At 72.1% G+C, this 16,487-nt stretch carries 16 protein-coding genes; 12 read left to right on the forward strand and 4 right to left on the reverse strand.

Translation table 11 applies throughout. The annotated features are described in order from the left end of the window. Positions 1–53 precede the first annotated feature (53 nt). The 9 genes from ACWCXH_RS34070 to ACWCXH_RS34110 all read left to right on the forward strand — a co-directional run bounded on the left by ACWCXH_RS34070 (position 54) and on the right by ACWCXH_RS34110 (position 7,498). Entirely contained in the window at positions 54–728 is a 675-nt protein-coding gene (locus tag ACWCXH_RS34070; protein WP_449805382.1) for a hypothetical protein, read from the forward strand. Next, entirely contained in the window at positions 725–1,495 is a 771-nt protein-coding gene (locus ACWCXH_RS34075) for a hypothetical protein (protein WP_449805383.1), read from the forward strand. Before ACWCXH_RS34070 ends, ACWCXH_RS34075 begins: the two co-directional genes overlap by 4 nt. Positions 1,496–1,866: 371 nt before the next feature. Beyond that, positions 1,867–2,031 (forward strand): hypothetical protein, encoded by a 165-nt coding sequence (locus tag ACWCXH_RS34080; protein ID WP_449805384.1) that lies wholly within the window; start codon positions 1,867–1,869, stop codon positions 2,029–2,031. Positions 2,032–2,152: 121 nt separating this feature from the next. Then, positions 2,153–2,386, forward strand: coding sequence for a hypothetical protein (locus tag ACWCXH_RS34085; RefSeq protein WP_449805385.1), 234 nt, complete (start codon positions 2,153–2,155; stop codon positions 2,384–2,386). 172 nt (positions 2,387–2,558) lie between these two features. Continuing rightward, the gene (gene ku / locus ACWCXH_RS34090; RefSeq protein ID WP_449805386.1) at positions 2,559–3,623 is read left to right on the forward strand and encodes a non-homologous end joining protein Ku; all 1,065 of its coding nucleotides are present in this window, start codon (positions 2,559–2,561) and stop codon (positions 3,621–3,623) included. Positions 3,624–3,686: 63 nt separating this feature from the next. Further along, a complete protein-coding gene (locus tag ACWCXH_RS34095) occupies positions 3,687–5,027 on the forward strand; it encodes a hypothetical protein (RefSeq protein ID WP_449805387.1) in 1,341 nt (446 codons plus the stop codon). Between the two features lie 1,044 nt (positions 5,028–6,071). Continuing rightward, entirely contained in the window at positions 6,072–6,617 is a 546-nt protein-coding gene (locus ACWCXH_RS34100; protein WP_449805388.1) for a MarR family transcriptional regulator, read from the forward strand. Between the two features lie 18 nt (positions 6,618–6,635). After that, positions 6,636–6,944 carry a replication initiation protein, RepL2 gene (locus ACWCXH_RS34105; RefSeq protein WP_449805389.1) on the forward strand — a complete coding sequence of 103 codons (309 nt, stop codon included), beginning with the start codon at positions 6,636–6,638 and terminating at the stop codon, positions 6,942–6,944. A 119-nt stretch (positions 6,945–7,063) separates the two neighbouring features. Then, a complete protein-coding gene (locus tag ACWCXH_RS34110; protein ID WP_449805390.1) occupies positions 7,064–7,498 on the forward strand; it encodes a hypothetical protein in 435 nt (144 codons plus the stop codon). Positions 7,499–7,550: 52 nt separating this feature from the next. Here ACWCXH_RS34110 and ACWCXH_RS34115 read toward each other — a convergent pair whose 3' ends face one another. The 3 genes from ACWCXH_RS34115 to ACWCXH_RS34125 form a co-directional block, all read right to left on the reverse strand. Then, positions 7,551–10,283 carry an ATP/GTP-binding protein gene (locus tag ACWCXH_RS34115; RefSeq protein ID WP_449805391.1) on the reverse strand — a complete coding sequence of 911 codons (2,733 nt, stop codon included), beginning with the start codon at positions 10,281–10,283 and terminating at the stop codon, positions 7,551–7,553. A gap of 80 nt (positions 10,284–10,363) precedes the next feature. Beyond that, positions 10,364–11,356 carry a DUF4238 domain-containing protein gene (locus tag ACWCXH_RS34120; protein ID WP_449805392.1) on the reverse strand — a complete coding sequence of 331 codons (993 nt, stop codon included), beginning with the start codon at positions 11,354–11,356 and terminating at the stop codon, positions 10,364–10,366. A 478-nt stretch (positions 11,357–11,834) separates the two neighbouring features. Next, entirely contained in the window at positions 11,835–13,691 is a 1,857-nt protein-coding gene (locus ACWCXH_RS34125; RefSeq protein WP_449805393.1) for a zeta toxin family protein, read from the reverse strand. Between the two features lie 69 nt (positions 13,692–13,760). On the opposite strand from ACWCXH_RS34125, the gene ACWCXH_RS34130 reads away from it, so the two are divergent. From ACWCXH_RS34130 to ACWCXH_RS34140, 3 genes are all read left to right on the forward strand, one after another. Further along, positions 13,761–14,735, forward strand: a complete 975-nt coding sequence (locus ACWCXH_RS34130) for a hypothetical protein (RefSeq protein WP_449805394.1) — start codon at positions 13,761–13,763, stop codon at positions 14,733–14,735. Positions 14,736–14,934: 199 nt separating this feature from the next. Then, positions 14,935–15,480 carry a telomere-protecting terminal protein Tpg gene (gene tpg, locus ACWCXH_RS34135; protein ID WP_449805395.1) on the forward strand — a complete coding sequence of 182 codons (546 nt, stop codon included), beginning with the start codon at positions 14,935–14,937 and terminating at the stop codon, positions 15,478–15,480. 351 nt (positions 15,481–15,831) lie between these two features. Then, positions 15,832–16,350 carry a hypothetical protein gene (locus ACWCXH_RS34140; RefSeq protein WP_449805396.1) on the forward strand — a complete coding sequence of 173 codons (519 nt, stop codon included), beginning with the start codon at positions 15,832–15,834 and terminating at the stop codon, positions 16,348–16,350. Positions 16,351–16,371: 21 nt separating this feature from the next. Here ACWCXH_RS34140 and ACWCXH_RS34145 read toward each other — a convergent pair. After that, positions 16,372–16,487 (reverse strand): IS3 family transposase (locus ACWCXH_RS34145; RefSeq protein ID WP_449805398.1); only part of this gene is annotated, 116 nt, incomplete at its 5' end.

A 16,487-nucleotide genomic window follows, 5' to 3' on the forward strand; every position in this document is an offset into this window, starting at 1 on the left:
GCCAGGGGCGCGAAGCCGCGTGCCGGCCACCCGCCGCACAGCGGGGAGGGGCGTTGAGCGAGGACTCGCCGGGGATGACCGGCGCGGACGACGCACCGCTGTGGGACCCCGCCGCGGCAGCCGACGCGGTGTCGGCCCTGCCCGACCCCTTCGAGCTGAAGGACACCATCGACGTGGTCGACGCCGAGGTCGGCGTCGAGTTCGAGGGCTACGTCCTCGACCAGCGCCCCGAGATGCTGCGTTTTGCCGAGGAGGTCCTCCAGTCGCGCTCGGAGGCCGAGGAGGTCATCCACGAGGTCACCGTCTACCTGGGCGCCGACTGGCAGCGGATCCTCTCCTCGCGCAGCGCCGAGGACGAGATCTGGGAGGTGCTGGGCGCGGCCGTGCTGGGGAGGGCCTACCGCATGGGGCGCGACCCCCGCCTGCAGCGGGACCTGGACACCGCGCGGCGGCTGATCGAGGACATGTTCGCGCTCCTTCACGACCGCTACAGCGAGCTCGGAGCCGTCCATGAGGCCATGAAGCCGCTGACCCGCGGCGAGTTCGCCGCCGTCATGATCAAGCAGGTGATGGGGTTCACCAGCAGGCTCGCCGCCCTGATCCTCAACGTCCACCCGGCCACCGTCGACCGGAACCTGCGCCGCGCCAAGCAGCTCCTGCACGACGACCTGGCCCCGCTCCGGCTCTTCGAGGACCACCAGAACCGCGCCAGAGGAGGACGCCCGTGACGACCCCCGATCCCACCGACCCGCTGGCCCCCGAACGGGTCGAGCAGCTCCTTTCCCGCGCCCGCCCCCAGCGCAAGGCCACAGACGACTACCCCCAGGCCATCCGGCGCATCGCCCACGACCTGGCGGCGTACCGGCGCGGTGAGTACGAGCAGCCCGCCTGGTGGGCCCACCACTCCCGGGCCCGCCTGGGCCTGGACTCCCTGGTCCGCTCCGTTCTCACCGAGGAGGCCCTGGCCATGGTCGTTGACCTCGCCGAGCAGGACGAGGTCAACGACCGGCCCGCCCAGCTGCAGCACCCGCTCGACGTCAGCGAGATCGACGCCGAGATCACCGGCTTCCAGATCTTCGGCTGCCTGCTGTACCTGGCGGGCCACCCCACCTCCGCCGCGTTCTGGTGGGGCATGGCCGCCGGCGCCGGCGACCAGCTCTCGGCCACCTTCATCTACCTGCTCCACCTGCAGCGCGGCGAACTGCGCCAGGCCATCCGCTGGTTCCAGGAGTCACACTCCTTCTTCGACCTGCCCGCCAGTGCCGGCACCATCCCGCCCGGTGTACCGGACATGGTCGGCTACATGCGCGCCCTGCCCGCCCACCTGGTGCCGTGGAGCAGCCCCGAGAACGCCGAGCCCACCGACCAGCTGGCCCCTGAGGTCGAGCGACTGGTGGTCCGCGCCGGTCCCGGTGACGCACCCGTCATCGACGGCGTCGCCGGACGTCCCGGTCCCCGCCTCGCCACCCAGATCGAACAACTCGCCAGCCACTGAACCCGGAGTCGGCCCGCCGCCCTTCGTCCGGCGGGCCGATCCGCCCAGGCCACTCCTGCCACCGGCTACGCCACCGCCCTGGCCGGCCTTTCTCGCACCGCCGCCGAGGCCTGTTCCCCGGGCTTCCGGACCTTCCCGGTTACGCGTGCCTGGCACCGCCGCTGTCCGACCCCGCCGCCTGCCCTGCCCCGACCGCCTGCGCGAGGCGGAGCTGAGCATGCCCAACGGCGCCATCTCCGCCGGCCTCCTGGAACCGGACTCCCGCTGACCCGACTCGCCCGGCGCCGGACAACCTCGGCGCCGGGCTTTCCGGCCCGCCACCTTCATCCCCGCCGGACCGCGATCCGTCCTCGACCCCTTGGAGCACCTCGATGTCCACCGTCCTCCAGCACACCGCCCTCATCACTGCGGCGAGCGCCTGCTGGTACGCCCTCGCCGTTTCCATCGCCGCCGTCACCGCGGTCGCCGCCCCCACCGAGTCCCGCCGCCGTGATGCCCGAGAGGTGCTCAAGGTCCTCGTGCGCCGCGGCCGCTGACCAGCGCGACCGTGCTCGGCAAAGTCGAGACCGAGGCGTTCGCCGCCGTCTGATCACGCGAACGGGTGCCTGCCGACTTCTCCAGACCGCCAGGAGCGCGAGCGCGGGCCACGATGAGCGCGTGACCACCGCATCCCCCGCCTACTGCGACGGCGACGTCCTCGAAGAGACCAAGCCGCCCGGCCGGTTGCTCAAAGTGCTCGCCGTGGGCGAGGAGTCCTACTTCGTCCGCGTCCTCGGCGACGCGCCCGGGGCGGCGGAGCCGCGGGAGTGGGCATGGGCGTACCGGGGCTGCGAGCAGGGCACACGCCTCATACGGCCGGCCGGCGACGGACCGTCGGCCGACGACGCCTGATCTTCCGCCCTCGGGGCTGGTGACCTCGGCGCCGAAGCGGCGGCCGGGAACACGTCGGTCGGCCCAGCACCGGGTGCGGGGCGGTGGTGCGGCAGCGACGCTGGCCGTGGGGCCGTCCGCACCGCGCCGAGCGGCTGCCGCCGCTGCCGCCGTCAGAGAAGGGAGACGGTCCGTGGCCCGACCGATGTGGACGGGGGTGCTGACCTTCGGCCTGGTCACCGTGCCCGTCGCTCTCTACACCGCGACGCAGTCCCACGACGTGCGCTTCCATCAGCTGCAGCGCGGCACCGGTGACCGGGTGCGCAACAAGCGCGTCAACGAGCGCACCGGCAAGGAGGTCGAGTTCGCGGACATCGTAAAGGGCTATGAGGTCGCCGAGGGCGAGTACGTGATCGTCGAGCCGGAGGAACTGGACCAGATCTCCCCGGGCCGCTCGCGCACCATCGACATCGCCGGGTTCGTCGACCTGGAGCAGGTCGACCCGATCTTCTTCGACCGCACCTACTACCTCGGCCCCCGCGGCAAGGAGTACCAGAAGGTCTACGCCCTCCTGGTCGAGGCCTTGGCACACGCGGGCAAGGCGGGGCTGGCGATGTTCGCGATGCGCGGCAAGGAGTACCTGACCGCGGTGCGCTCGGAGAACGGGCTGCTGGAGCTGCACACCATGCACTTCGCCGATGAGGTCCGCGACCCCCGCATCGAGGTCGGTGACCTGCCGGAGAAGGTGAAGCTGTCCCCGAAGGAGGTCGAGACCGCCGAGCAGCTGATCGGCATGCTCGCCCTCGACTGGGACCCCGACCAGTGGCACGACACCTACGAGGAGCAGGTGAAGAAGCTCGTCCAGGACAAGCTCGCCGGCCGCGAGATCGCCGTCTCCGCCGGGCCCGCACCCGAGGCCACCAACGTCGTCGACCTCATGGACGCCTTGCGCCGCAGCCTGGAGAGCGCCCGCAAGGACGAGACCGGTGGCGGCACGGAGACGAAGCCGCCCTCGCGGGCCGCCCACCGTTCCCCGAAACCGGCCAGCGGCACGAAGAGCACCTCCGCCAGGACCACCGGGAAGAAGACCGCGGCCAAGCGCGCCAGCGCCACCGGCAAACGGCAGCTGTCCCAGCTCACCAAGGCCGAGCTCTACCAGCGCGCAGCCGACCTCGACATCCCCCACCGCTCCACCATGAACCGTGACCAGCTCCAGCACGCCCTCGAACAAGCCACGCGGCCACGAGCCGCTTCCTGATCCCGGCAGACAGGGCCTGCAGGCGGCTGGACTCGAACTTGTATTCGAATTACGTTTGGGCCTGTGACCAGCGCTGTTCCTTTCTCCCGTGCCGCGCACCCCGCGCCGATGCCCGGTGATGCCGAGCGGGCACCGCGCGAGCTGATGATGCTGCCCGGTCTTCACCGGGATGTACGGCGGTGGCGGCTGGTGGAGATCCGTCTCGGCGGAATCTGGCGGACCGGGCTGCTCACGGTGTGGCGGCGCCCGCCGGGCAGTCCCCTGTGGGTCGTCCATGTTGCCTGGGGACCCGATATAGGCGGGCCGGGCGAAGAATCCTGGGGCTGGTTCCTGTTCGACGACACCCGGATTCGACCGCTCGCCAGACCCGCCGACGATCCCGTGCCGTCCGGCGCCGGGCACGACGCCATCCGGGTGCCAGCCGAGCTCGCCGGCCCGCCAGGTGTCAGCCCTGGCGAGGCCTGCTGGCGGCTCGCCTGGCTGCGGACGGGCGGCGCCTGGTGCTCGGCCCTGCTCACTGCCCGCCGGCGCCCCGGCCCGGACAGACCGTGGATCACCCATGCCCGGTGGGGCGAAGACAAGCAGGCCGCCTGGATCGTCGTGGACGACGCCACCCTGCGGCTGCTCCCGCTCGACCCATCGACCGAGCGGAGACGGAGGGCAGGTCCGATGACGCTCGCCGCCGTCCCCGACCTGTCCGTCGACGACCGAGCCCAGCGCCTGGCCGACCTGCTGGAGAACACCTCGCCCACCAGCCGCGCCCGCCGCGCGGCCGCCGAGACCCTCCCGGTCCTCGACCCGCTCCGCCCGCTGCTGCCCGGCGGCGGCCTCGCCCGCGGCACCGTCGTCGAGACCGACGAAGCATCCCTCCTGCTGGCTCTCGCAGCCGGCCCGCTCGCCGCAGACCCGGTGCGCTGGGCGGCGGCTCTCAACCTCCCCGACCTCGGGCTCGCCGCCGCTGCGGGCTTCGGCCTGCCCCTGGACCGTCTCCTCGTCGCCGACCAGGTCGACGAAAACCACTTCGGCGAGGTCGTCTCCGCGCTCGCCGGCGCCTGCACCGTCCTGGTGGCCCGCCCGCCTGAACGCCTCGCCCCCCGCACCACCGCCCGCCTGGATGCCCACCTGCGGCGCACCGGTACCGTCATGCTCTGCCTCGACCGCCCCTGGCCCGGCTCCGCGCTGCGCCTGGAGGTCACCCGCCGGGAATGGACTGGGCTCGGCAACGGCTGGGGACAGCTCGACGGCCGGCGGATCGAGGTCCGGTCGTCCGGCCGGGGCGCCGCACACCGAGGCCGCTCGGCCCGGCTGTGGCTGCCGGACGCGTCCGGCAGCGTTCGCACGGCCGGGTCCGTCACCGCGACCGACACCATCCCGCAGCCGGGCCCGGTCGCCGCGCTGGCGTAGGGCCACGCTGCGCCCAGGCAGGGGCCACGTGGTGGGTATCCGGTGGCCTGCAGCCAGGGTGGGTGGTCTCGTCGGAGAAGCTGGTCCGTCAGAGGTGTTCGACGCCCACACGTCGCCGTGCGCTAGCCATGGATTTTTGCCCCCTCGCTCTCCCCCCGCCAGCAGGTGGCAGCACTTGCCCTGCCGGGACCGGGTACGGGCTGCAACACCCCACCATTGCGGAGTCAGCGAGGCAGATGGCCAGCCGCGGTGCGCTCCGCTACCGCACCCTGGCCAGCGCCAAGGGCTGCGCTGGACCAGCCCCCGGTCGAGAGCCTGAGCCGCCGCCCCGCCGCCGGGGCCGTGGCCGGCCCCACCGTCGGCCCGTCGCCTCACCGGTCGGGCCGTGACCGGCCTGACCTGGCCCCCGCCCACGTCATCAGTGGGTGGCTGAGCCCGGCGCGGCCCACCAGTGGCCGGACGCCTGCCAATGGTGCAGGTCATGTGTGGAGCCAGGGAGCCACCTGCAGGCAGACGGTTCAGGTGGACTGTCGGCGCACCGTAGCGGGTGGCAGGCGAGCGGGTGCTACTGGATGGGGTACGTGACCGCCGCGCCCACCCAGGTTGTCGAACTGATGAAGCAGTGCGGCGAACCCCAGGAGACGGGTCCGACCCGGTGGTGCCGAAGGGGATGCTCAGCGGTCCTGAGGTCCGAGGGCGGGCGCGGCACAGGTGGTGGCGCGGTCCGGGACGGCGACTGACCCTCCGTTGTGGCGGAGGGTGCCGCGCGTGCCCACTTACCTTAACCATCAGAGTGGAGAGATCGGCGAACCCGGTCTGACCTGCGGAAATGTAGGTTTCCGATCCGATCCTGGGATCGGATGACCCGATCCGGCAGTCGGATCACATGTCTGCTCAGTACATGTACGGGACACGAAGGTGATCCGACCCCCGGATCGGATCACCTTGCCGCTCAGTACATGTAGGGTGAGTGCAAGCGATCCGATCCCAGGATCGGATCACCTGTACGTCGCACCAAGGTCGCACGAGGAACGGAGCAGCGCGATGGCCTATCGGCCGACCCGGCTCATCTACGCCGACACCGGCGAGCCCGTCCCCCAGGCCGACTTCGGCTACGGCGGCGCCTACGGGACGTTCAGCCTGATCCGCTTCGTTTCCCTGTGCGCCCGTGAATCCGGCCGCACCGACGCCGAGATCCGCGTCATCACCTGGTACTGCGGCGCGACCCTCCTCAAGCCCGAGCTGGTGAACCGCACCGTTGCCGACATCGGCAAGGAACTCGGTTTCTCCCCGGACGCGCTCACCAGGATGATCCGCAAGCTGGTCAAGGACCGCCTGCTGCGCAAATCCGGCAGCGTCGGCCGCAGCCCCTTCTACGAGATCACGCCCTACCTCGTGTTCCGCGGCTCCGGCTACGAGCACCGCGAGGCGCTCACAGGCTGGAACCCGCCCCACATCAAGGGCCTGACCCAGGAACCCGAGTCGTACCTGCTCGTCACCCCGGCCGAGGACGACCAGGTCGAACCCGCGAACTTCCTCACCCACATCCACGCCGCCGCCCGCAAAGCCCGGACCGCGCGCAGTGCCTGAGCCGAGGAGAATGCAACCGTGAGCGACACCCGTGACGACGTCCGCGCCCTCATCGGCCGCACCAAGGACCTGAGCCCCAACCAGCGGCTGCTCCTGTCCTTCTACGCCACCCTGCCCGCCGGCAAGACGGGCACGCAGCAGACCGGGCAGGCTCTGGCCGAAGAGATGGGCTGGGCGCCCACCTTCTTCTCCCGTGTTCGCAAAGAACTCGTTGAGACCGGCTGGCTGGAGGAGTACGACCGGTTCAACAACATCCGGTACTACCGCCTCACCAACCAGGCACTCGGCCGCCGCTCGAAGGTCGTCCGGCTGCGCAACGTCGGCTGAACAAGGGCGTCTGCTCAGCGCTGCAGTTAGCCGCGTTCCGGCAGGTCAGACGGGGGATCGGCCTCGGCTAGGTTGAACGGCGGACAGCCGGACAGGGAGGGACCTGGACAATGGAAAACATGAGCGAGATGGACGAGCTGCGCGCGCGGCTGGCGGCGGTGGAGGCGGAACTCGACCGCCTCCGGGAGGAGTCCGCGGCGACGCGCACGATGGCGGCCATGGCCGACCGGGACAGCGCCGAGGTACGCAGCTCCCTGCGCGGGCACACGCAGGTGCTGAACGCGATCCGTGAGGACCAGATTGAGCAGCGCCAGGCGATGACCCGTCTCGCAGAGGCGGTCGGTGTGCTGGTGGCGGGCCAGGGCGAGCAGGCACGCGTTCTCGCCGAACACGGCAAGGCCCTTGCCGAGCACACCCGGATCCTGGAGAACCAGGGACATGCCCTGGAGTCGCAGGGCCGCATGCTGGAAGCGCAGGGCAAGGCCCTGGAGGGCGTGGTGGCCGGGCAGGCGGCCATTCTGGAGGAGCTGCGCCGCTTGGGTGGGAAGCAGTAGGCGTACGTCTGCGGAGTGAGGCCGGCCCCGTTCTGGGGCCGGCCTTCGCTGTTCAGCGTGCGGCACTCAGAAGGTTCCGGCGGGTGGCGACGAGGGTGCGCCACCTGGCGCGGACAGCCTCTTCGTCGTCGATCCAGTGGACGTCGGAGGGGGTGCCGGGGGTCAGGCCGGCCATGTAGTGGGCGATGTCGGGGTAGTAGGTGTAGTCGCCGCCGCGGGCGAGGTCGCGCAGGTGGGCCTGGACAGCGGCGAGGGCCGCGTCGTCGTCGCGGACGGCGTGATGGAAAGCGGCGGCGAGTTCGAGGGCGGCCTGGGCGGCGACGATGCCGGAGGCCGCGGTCTCGGCGCGCAGGACCTGGACACGGTCGTCGACGTCGTCGCGGCCGGCATCGCGGACGACGGCGGCGGTGCGGACGGTCAGGGTGGTGGCGCGCAGGTCGAGCCCGGCGAGGAGCTGTTCGGCGAGGTCGATCTCGTCGTCGGCCGCCTGCGGGTCGGTGAAGGCGAGGACGAAGGCGCGCTGAGCCTGGGAAGTCGCGCGCTCGCCGACGACGTCGTGCTGCTCGGCGTCCGTGCGGGCGGCGAGGTAGGCGTCGGCCGCACGCCGCATGTCGCCGTGGGGCCACAGGATGTCGCCTTCGACGCGGTGCTGCCGTCCCTTCCACCCGAGGCCCTGCGCGGCGGCGTGGGCGGCGGGGAAATCGCCGGCGAGGCGGGCAAGGTGGACCAGACCGCGCCGAGCGGCCGGGGCGAGCCGGCCACCACCGTCCGCGACGAGCTGCATGCCGTGCCGGGAGCCGACGCGGTGGCCGAGGTCGCGCTGCGCCTTGGCGAGGTAGTAGACGGCCAGGTGGTGGAGGTCCTCGGGCAGCAGTCGGGTGTCGACGACGGCGGCCAGACGCTGGACGGTGCGGGCGCGGTGTTCGTGCTGGCGGCGGGCGAGGGCGTTGAGCGTCTCGACCAGGGCGTCGGCGGCCGTCGCCAGGTGCTGCCCGCTGTCGCGGCCCCCGCCGGTGCCGGTCGGGCGTAGGACGAGGGGCTCCCACACGGAGTCGGACACGTACGCCCACGCCGCCTCCGACAGCCAGCCGAGGTCGAGCCGGTGGTCACGGGCGAGGGCGAGGCCCTGGCGCAGGCAGGCGACCAACAGCCGGCGGCCGCCGCCCGGGGCGCTGGTCCACTGGTTGCCGAGTGCATCGAAGGCCCGGGTGGCGGCGCTGGTCCAGTCCTGGTCGGACCAGCGGTCGTCGGTGTGGTCGTCGGCCCGGCGGATGGTGGAGCGCACCACGCTGTGCAGGTGGTAGGGCCACAGGGCGAGCTGGTCTTCGCGGACGAAGGGCCGTTCGACCAGGCGCAGGGCCGCGGCTTGGTGGGTCATGCCGGCCGCCTTGGTGGCGAGCGGGAGGTCGAAGGCGTCCAGCAGGCTCACGGCGCGCAGGACGTGCCGCTCGTCGGGGGTGAGGTCCTGGAGGGTGCGGGCCAGGAGGGCCGGGAAGTCGTGGTCGAAGTCCGCGGGCTCGGGGGTGCGGGTGCGGCGGATTTCCAGGAAGCGCATGACGGCGAGGTCGAGGACCAAGGGCAGGCCGTGGGAGCGGGCGGTGATGACCTGGCGCAGTTCGTCGCCGATGAGGGGCCGGCCGTCGGTGGTGAGGCGGCGGGCGAGGTAGTCGTCGCAGTCCTCGGGGCTGAAGTCGCCGATCAGGATCTGCCGGTCGGCCGCCGTCCCCGCGCCGGTGGTGGTGGAGGCGGCCTCGCGGGCGGCGGGGATGTGGGCGGCCAGCTGCGGCCAGGCGGCGGGCCCGGTGTAGTCGAGCTGCCCCTGCAGCGCAGGGTCGGCCCACTGGAGGCGGCTGCGGCCGGTGACGATGAACAGGGCGTTCGGCATCAGCCACACCACGCGCTGGATGAGGCGTTCCAGGTCGCGGTCGGTGCGGTTGCCGGTGTCCTCGAAAGTGTCCAGCAGGACCACGGGCACGACGGCCCGCTTGATCGGCAGTTGGTCGATCTCGTAGGCGAGCAGGTGCGGGTAGAAGGAGAGCGCCTCGAGGTCCGGCTCCGCCTCCAGCAGGTCCGCGAGCCGCGGGCAGCCGGCCAGCGCGCGGGCGGTGGTGCGGCGTTCGCGTACCGCCCGCACGACGGCGGTAGTGACCTGCCCGACCGCGGAGCCGACCGCGCCCGGCAGCGCGAGCTCCTCGGCGGCCTTCGACAGCGCCGCCTGCACCTGGCCGGGCAGCGCCTTGGCGACGCGGCTCACCAGTCCGGCACGCCGCAGGTACTCCTCCAGGCTCTCGCCGGGGTGGGTGTGCTCCCAGTACCGGCCGAGCGCGATGTCGAACGCGGGCAGGGCGCGGTCCAGGCCGGCGAGGGCCAGGCGCAGGGTGAGGACGAGGCGCTCGAAGTCCGTCCCGGCGGAGCGGGCGAGGTCGATGCGCACCGGCAGCAGCCGTGGTGCCTGCGGCCAGGTGGGTTCGCCCCACTGCGCGGGCCGGTGTTCGGCCGTGGTGAGCGCGGCTTCCAGCTTCCGCGACAAGGTGGTCTTGCCGACGCCGCCGATGCCGTGGAAGACCAGCACGTTGCGCCGCGCCGTCTCCAGGTCCTGGACGTCAAAGCCGTCAGCGGCCACGTGGGCCAGCTGCTCGCCGATCGCGGCCGCGACCTGCGCCCACTGGCCTTCCCGGTTGGTGAACGCCTCCTCGGTCCCCAGACTCCGCTCGTTCGAGCCGAACAGCGCCCGCAGATCCCTCGCCACCGACGACTCCCCCTCCGCACTGATCTGACCGGTCATCAACCTACGCCCCCTTGGGCTGGGTCGATACCGGTGTCAGGGGTGTGCGGGGTGGGCGGTCTTCACGCCGTAGGGACCGTTCACCCCGCCTTCTTCCGGGATGCCGTGGTGGCCGTGGCGAAGGCGGTGGTCGGGAGCGCTGGTGGTCTGACGGCGGCGCACGTCTGCCGGATGAAGCGGGTGATGGCTTCTCCGGGGCGGTGGTGGACGTACCGTTCGGCGGCCTGGATCTGGAGCCTGTTCAGCTCGTCTACCTGTTCCCTGGAAGCGATGAAGGCCCTGTCTTCGCGCGAGAGGGTCACCAGGTGGCGGGGGCCGAGGGGCAGGAGGACGGTGCTGGCGTCCCCGAGGGCAATGTTGAGGACGCGCTGTCCCGGCCGTGTGTTACGGACGGAGATGGCGGGGCTGTCACCTATCAGGAACTCCCCTGCTCCTGCTGTGACGACGTGGAGGGAGGCGTTGGCCAGGCGCTGGCGGGCCTTGGCGAACAGGTTTTCCAGGCTGGTGCGGAACAGGGCTCCGCTCTCGTACAGGTCGGTGGAGGGCTGCAGGAAGAGGTCGACGAAGTACTCGAGGCCGTCGGGGCCTGCCAGGTGCAGGCCGTACTCGGCCAGGGCGGCCTGCCTGACCCGGTCGGCGTCCGTGGTGAGCAGGCGCGTGCGGTGGGCGGTGTAGGTCTGCTGCCAGGAGTTGTGGTGGATGTCGCGGACTCGCAGGCTGCGGGTGTAGTGCAGTGCGATGGCATCGCGCAGCGTGTCCTTCGCCTGGGGGTCTGCGAGGACGGATCCGTTGTCGACGGCGGCGAGCGCCGCGGGCAGCCGGTTCTCGGTGTCCTGCCAGAGACGCTCCATGGACCCGGAGGCGAACGGCACGTACTTGTCGACCCAGCCGAACGCGGCCGGGCTGTTGTGCTTGTGGCGGCGTTGCGGGTTGTGGAGGTCGAAGCGGGTGACGCGCAGACCCGCCGCCTTGGGCTGGGGCGTGGCGAAGCGCTTGAGGAGGACCTTGGAGATCACGTGCTGGCGGTGGACAGGCTTCTCGGCTTCGGTGCTCAGCTCGAGGAGATAGGTCATCAGTTCCGGGGTGGATCTGCTGCGCGGGACACTCATCGCCTGATGGTGGCACCAGCGCCATTGCAGGGCCAGCAGATTGCGGCGCATTCCGGCAAGGGCGCCGGCGCAGCCATGGGCCCGAGGGGAAGCCGCAGGCGGGGCGGCCGTAGGCTCCAACCTGTCAAACATCCCTGATCAGCGGACTTCCGAGAAGCGAGGCGGTTGCCCTGTACGGCCATGAACTTCCTGAGCCCTTCCTGGCCGGTGCCGGGCCCGGCACACCGGACGATTCCGGCGACGACGGCGCCTACGAGGACATCGCGGAGAAGATCAAGACGATCGCGGCCTGGTACACCGAGCAGATCCGTGCCGAGCGCGGGCGGCCGGCCCCGGACGCGCAGCGGGTCGACCTCCTGGTGGCCGGCTACGGCGCGTGCATGGAGGACCTGCGCAGGCTGCGGCATGCGACGTCGCAGGAGATCGACCAGGCGGCGGCGGTCTACGACGCCAAGCTCAGGGATATCGCCGGGCCGTAGTCGGCGGGCCGTGCCGGGAGGGCGGGCACCTGGGCGGCCACGGCGAGGCGGCCGGGCTGGAGGGCGTGGGGCAGCAGCGGCCAGGCCAGCCGGGTGATCGCGTCGATCTCGGTGCGGTACTGCGGCAGCGCCGCGCGCAGCTGACGCTGGTGGGCGAGGAACTGGCGGGCCTCCTGCTCGGTGTAGGGCCGCTGCTGTCCGGCGGCAACCGTCTGGGCGGCCCTGGCCGGGCCGCTCCAGCGGCCGTCGGGGCCGAGCGCGGTGCGGAAGACGGCGGTGTTGTCACGGCGGATCACGGTGATGTGGTCCACCGCCCGGTCCTCGGCCAGCTCGACGCACTCCAGTACTGCCGCCAGGCAGCGGTCGTGGCCAGCGCCGGTGGTGAACCGGCCCGGCCGGGTGCCGCCCCGGCTGACCTCGGCGTAGCGCAGGGCGGTGCCCTGGCGGCTGTCGGCCGCGCGCACGTCCAGCACCAGCAGCTCGACGCGGTACCCGGCCCGGCGCCAGGCGGCCGCGTCGTCGAGGAAGGCGGCTGCGCTGCCCGGGGCGATCTCGATCACGGCGTCCGCGCTCCGCTCCCGCACGTACGCCTCGGCCCGGGCCTGCCAGGCCTTGTAGTCGGTGCGGATGCGGGCGGAGGCGGTGCGCGGGTGCTCCCGCAGCAGCCGGAAGTAGTCGGGGTGGGCCGCCTTGAACATCCCGCCGCTGATGCCCACCGGTTGGCGCTCGCGCATCGCCCGGTGGACCAGGCGCGCCGCCCGGGTCTTGCCCGCCCCGGGCGCCCCCATCACGTACACGACGACGGGCCGCTCCTGCGGCACGATCTCCCCGAGGCTGGGGACGACGAGGTTCTCGAACGTCCACTCGTGCTCGTCGGCGGACAGCCGGTGGTAGTCGACGCCGGGCGGCCCGGGGATCGGCTGCGCGGTGCGCCGCACCGGCTCGGCCAGCGCGGCGCACCGCTCCGCGTCCCGCCCCACGGCCAGCACCCGGTCGGCGGGAAGCCGGGTCTCCGCCCGCACCAGCGCACGCTCCGCACCAGCCAGGGACCGGCGGAAGCGGGCGGTCTCCACCGCATCCCACCACCTGGCCCGCTCGGCCTCCACCGCCCGCGCCGCGCCGGGCGGCCGGGCCCACGTCCCATCGACGAGCTCGTTGCCGTACAGGAACTCCAGGCCGCGCCGCACCACCGTGACACGGTCCACCAGGTGCTCGTCCTCCAGCACGTCCAGGGTCCGGGCCAGCTGGCGGGCGCACTCGTCGTGGTTGGCCCACGACACCCACCGCCCGGCCCCCTCGCCGTCGCCGAGGTACCGCTCCAGCACACCGAGCTGACTCCACGCCAAGGCGCACGCCACGGCGACCACCTCGATCCGGTACCCGGCCGCCCGGTACGCCGCCGCCTGGGCCCGGGCCTCCTCCGGGTCCGCGAACGAGGTCTCCACCAGCGCGTCCAGCCGGTGGGCACGCACGTGCTTCTCCACCGCGGCCTGCCAGCGGCGGGTATCCAACCGCACGCCGCCGCCGGCGGTCCGCACGTCCTTCGCCAGCAGCGCCTCGTAGTGCCGGTGGGCGGCCTTGTAGAGGTCGGCACCGATCCGTACGGCGCCGCCCCGCCGGTCGAGGACCGGCATCAGCAGGTTGCGGAGGGTGGTCTTCCCGCTGCCGGGCGGGCCGGCCACGAGCAGCACCACCGGCCGCTCCTGCGGCACCGCCCCTGCGGTCCAGGCCGGAAGGATGACCCGGTCCAGAACCCGGGCGCTCTCGGCGTCCGGCAGGACCACCGGCATCACGCCGTCCACCACCCACCCCTGTCTCATTTGGTTTAGATCAATCTAAATAAAATGAGTACACTGTGCCGGTAGGGTCACGCAAACCAGGAGGTCAGGGTGCCTGCCCGGATCGATCCCGCCGTCGCGGAAGCCGACATGCGCAGGGCCGGAGTGCAGCCGCTGGCCCCCTACCCCGGCAGCACCACCCCGTGGCAAAGCCAGTGCCTGAACTGCGGGACCATCGTCACGCCCAGCCTGGCCTCAGTCCGCAAGGGACAAAGCGCCTGCCGCGCCTGCGCCGTACGCAGAGCGGCCGACGCGATGCGGGTCCCGGACCAAGTGGCGGACACCGAGATGCGGCAGGCGGGCTACCTTCCGCAAGAGCCCTACCCGGGGAAGGTCGGCGCGCGGTGGCGCTGCCTGCACGAGGAATGCGGCCGCGAGGTCACACCGCGCCTCGCCGACATACGGCGCGGCGTCGGCGGATGCCACGCCTGCGCGATGCGCGGGCTCGGCCCCACCGGCCGCCTCACCGCGGACGCCGCCACCGAGCTGCTGGACAGCGCCGACTTCGAGCCCACCGGGCCGTACCCGGGAAGCACACGTCCGTGGCCGTCCGTCCACACCCGCTGCGGATACCCGGTCGCCCTAAGCGTCGCGGACATCCGCGCCGGACACGGCTGCCCGCACTGCGCCGCCGGTCGGGGACTCGAGATGGCCGCGCCTGCGCAGTTGTACGTCGCCGTGAACAAGAACCTGAAGGTCACGAAGATCGGGATCACCGGCAACGGTGACCGCCTCCGCCGACTCACCGCGACCGGCTGGACGGTCACCGCCCAGTTCGACCTGCCGACCGCGCGCCAGGCCCTCGACACCGAGCGGCAAGTCCTCAGGCATCTGCGGCAGGACCTGGCCCTGCCCTTCGCCGCGGCTGCCGACAGCGCCCCCGGCTACACGGAGACTGTCTCCACCGCGCACCTATCCTCCAGGCAGCTTGCCGACATCGTCGCCGAGGCCCTGCGGGAAGCCGGTTCCCTGCCGGACGCCGCGCAAGATCCACCCGTCGCCGATACCGATACCGAGGCCGAGTAGGAGCAGCGGGCGACAACCGCGGCCGGCTGCCTCCTGTCGTACGGCCGCCGAAACCCAGCCCCGTCCGGTTGAGCACCGTCAGACGGCGCCGCTGCTGGCCGTTCTGGCTCCCCGGATCAGACGGCCGCTACCGCCCATGAGCTCGAACAGGGAGTCACCAGTAGTGGCCGCCGCCTGGGCGGCCGGGAAGGAGAACAGTGTGAGCCGGGAGATCGACGAGGGTCTGGAGCGTGCCGAGCGGACCCGCCCGATCCCACAGTCCATCCAGGCCCGGATGCGGTTCCTGCTCAAGGGCGCCAAGGGCTCCACCAAGAAGCTCGCCCAGGACCTCGGCGTCAGCCAACGCACCGTGCAGCGCTGGCTCAAGGGCCAGGCCGTCCCCAAGCCGGCCGCGGCCAAGGCGATCGAGACCAAGGTCCGCGCCACCTGGCAGCCCCGGGTGAAGCAGCGGGTGCGCCGCGACGCCGAGCAGCGCGGCTTCATGCTGCACATCTCCGCGACGTTCGGCTTCAGCGCCGCCGGCGGCACGACCGACGACCCCCGCCCCCGCGTGATCACCCAAAAGATGCCCGGCGACGTCGCCCGACGCCTCTACGCGGCCCGCGACGCCGGAGCCAGCCAGGCCGAGCAGGAGCGGATCCTCGCCGAGGGCCTGCGCGAGCACTACTTCAAGGACAACGGCCGCCGCGCCGCCCGCCTCGGCGTCGAGCTGAACGACATCGCCTGGATGGACGTCGAGCTGTAGCCCCGCCGCCGGCTCCGGCAGCGCCAGGAGCCGGGACTTTCCGGTGACGTCTGCTCACACGAACGGGTGTCCGCCGCCTACTGCGCCGACGAGATCACCCCACCCGGCCGGCTGCTGCGCGTGCTCGCCGTGGGCGAGGAGTCGTACTTCATCCGCGTGCTCGGTGACGCGTCCGGGGCGGCGTAGCCCCGGGTGCGCAGCCGTGCCATGCACCCGCACGCTGGAGACGGCCGGCCCGCCGTCCGAACCCCCGAGCGGACCAGCGGGCCGGCCCCTGTCGCTACCGCAGGCGCACCACGATCTTGACGTGCCGCGCCACGACCTCGGCGTGCTGCGCCGTGAGGATCAGCGGTGGTCGCCGGACCGGGGGAGTTGGTCCTCGAAACGGTGGGAGCTCTGCCCGCGCGTACGGATCGGCCGTCGATGCGCTGGTGCGCCCCTGCCGGGGTCTTGATGCGCGTGCATGCCCGTGGCAGCATCCGACTGTTCGTCAGCTGGTCCTATCAGAGCGTCCACGCCACACGAGCACCGGGGGAAGTCATGCGACGACGCGCCACGCGTCTGGTCTCAGCGATAGCAACCCTGGCGGCCCTTCTCGGAGCTGCCACCACAGCGCAAGCCGCCGGCTACCCGCAGGGGCAGCAACACACCTACAGCATCGATGTGTACACGGCCCGCATCGGGCTGAACGCGGCCGATGTCTTTTCCGGCCTGAAAGCGGGCCAGTCGCCGCAGGCGTTAGGGCTGGCCCAGGCCGCGGCCGAGCCTCAGCCGACGCCGGATTCCTACCAACTTGACCTGGCTGCCAACGCCGCCAACACCCGGGATGCCACCGCGCGAGCGGTCTCGACTGAGCTTGCTCCGCTTTGACGGACACCGTTGGTGTGGTGGTCAGGCCGCCAGGGCGGTCTTGTATTCGGCGGGACTGCGGTAGCCGAGGCTGCTGTGCAGTCTGCGTATGTTGTACCAGGCTTCGATCCACTCGAAGATCGCGGTCCGTGCTGCGG

This window comes from Kitasatospora sp. NPDC001660 (assembly GCF_053596725.1).

Bases quoted from the DNA above. Each gene is read 5' to 3' on its own strand.
- ACWCXH_RS34080 (WP_449805384.1), top strand. From the start codon at position 1,867: ATGTCCACCGTCCTCCAGCACACCGCCCTCATCACTGCGGCGAGCGCC.
- ACWCXH_RS34100 (WP_449805388.1), top strand. From the start codon at position 6,072: ATGGCCTATCGGCCGACCCGGCTCATCTACGCCGACACCGGCGAGCCC.
- ACWCXH_RS34110 (WP_449805390.1), top strand. From the start codon at position 7,064: ATGAGCGAGATGGACGAGCTGCGCGCGCGGCTGGCGGCGGTGGAGGCG.
- ACWCXH_RS34115 (WP_449805391.1), bottom strand. From the start codon at position 10,283: ATGACCGGTCAGATCAGTGCGGAGGGGGAGTCGTCGGTGGCGAGGGAT.
- ACWCXH_RS34120 (WP_449805392.1), bottom strand. From the start codon at position 11,356: ATGACCTATCTCCTCGAGCTGAGCACCGAAGCCGAGAAGCCTGTCCAC.
- ACWCXH_RS34125 (WP_449805393.1), bottom strand. From the start codon at position 13,691: ATGAGACAGGGGTGGGTGGTGGACGGCGTGATGCCGGTGGTCCTGCCG.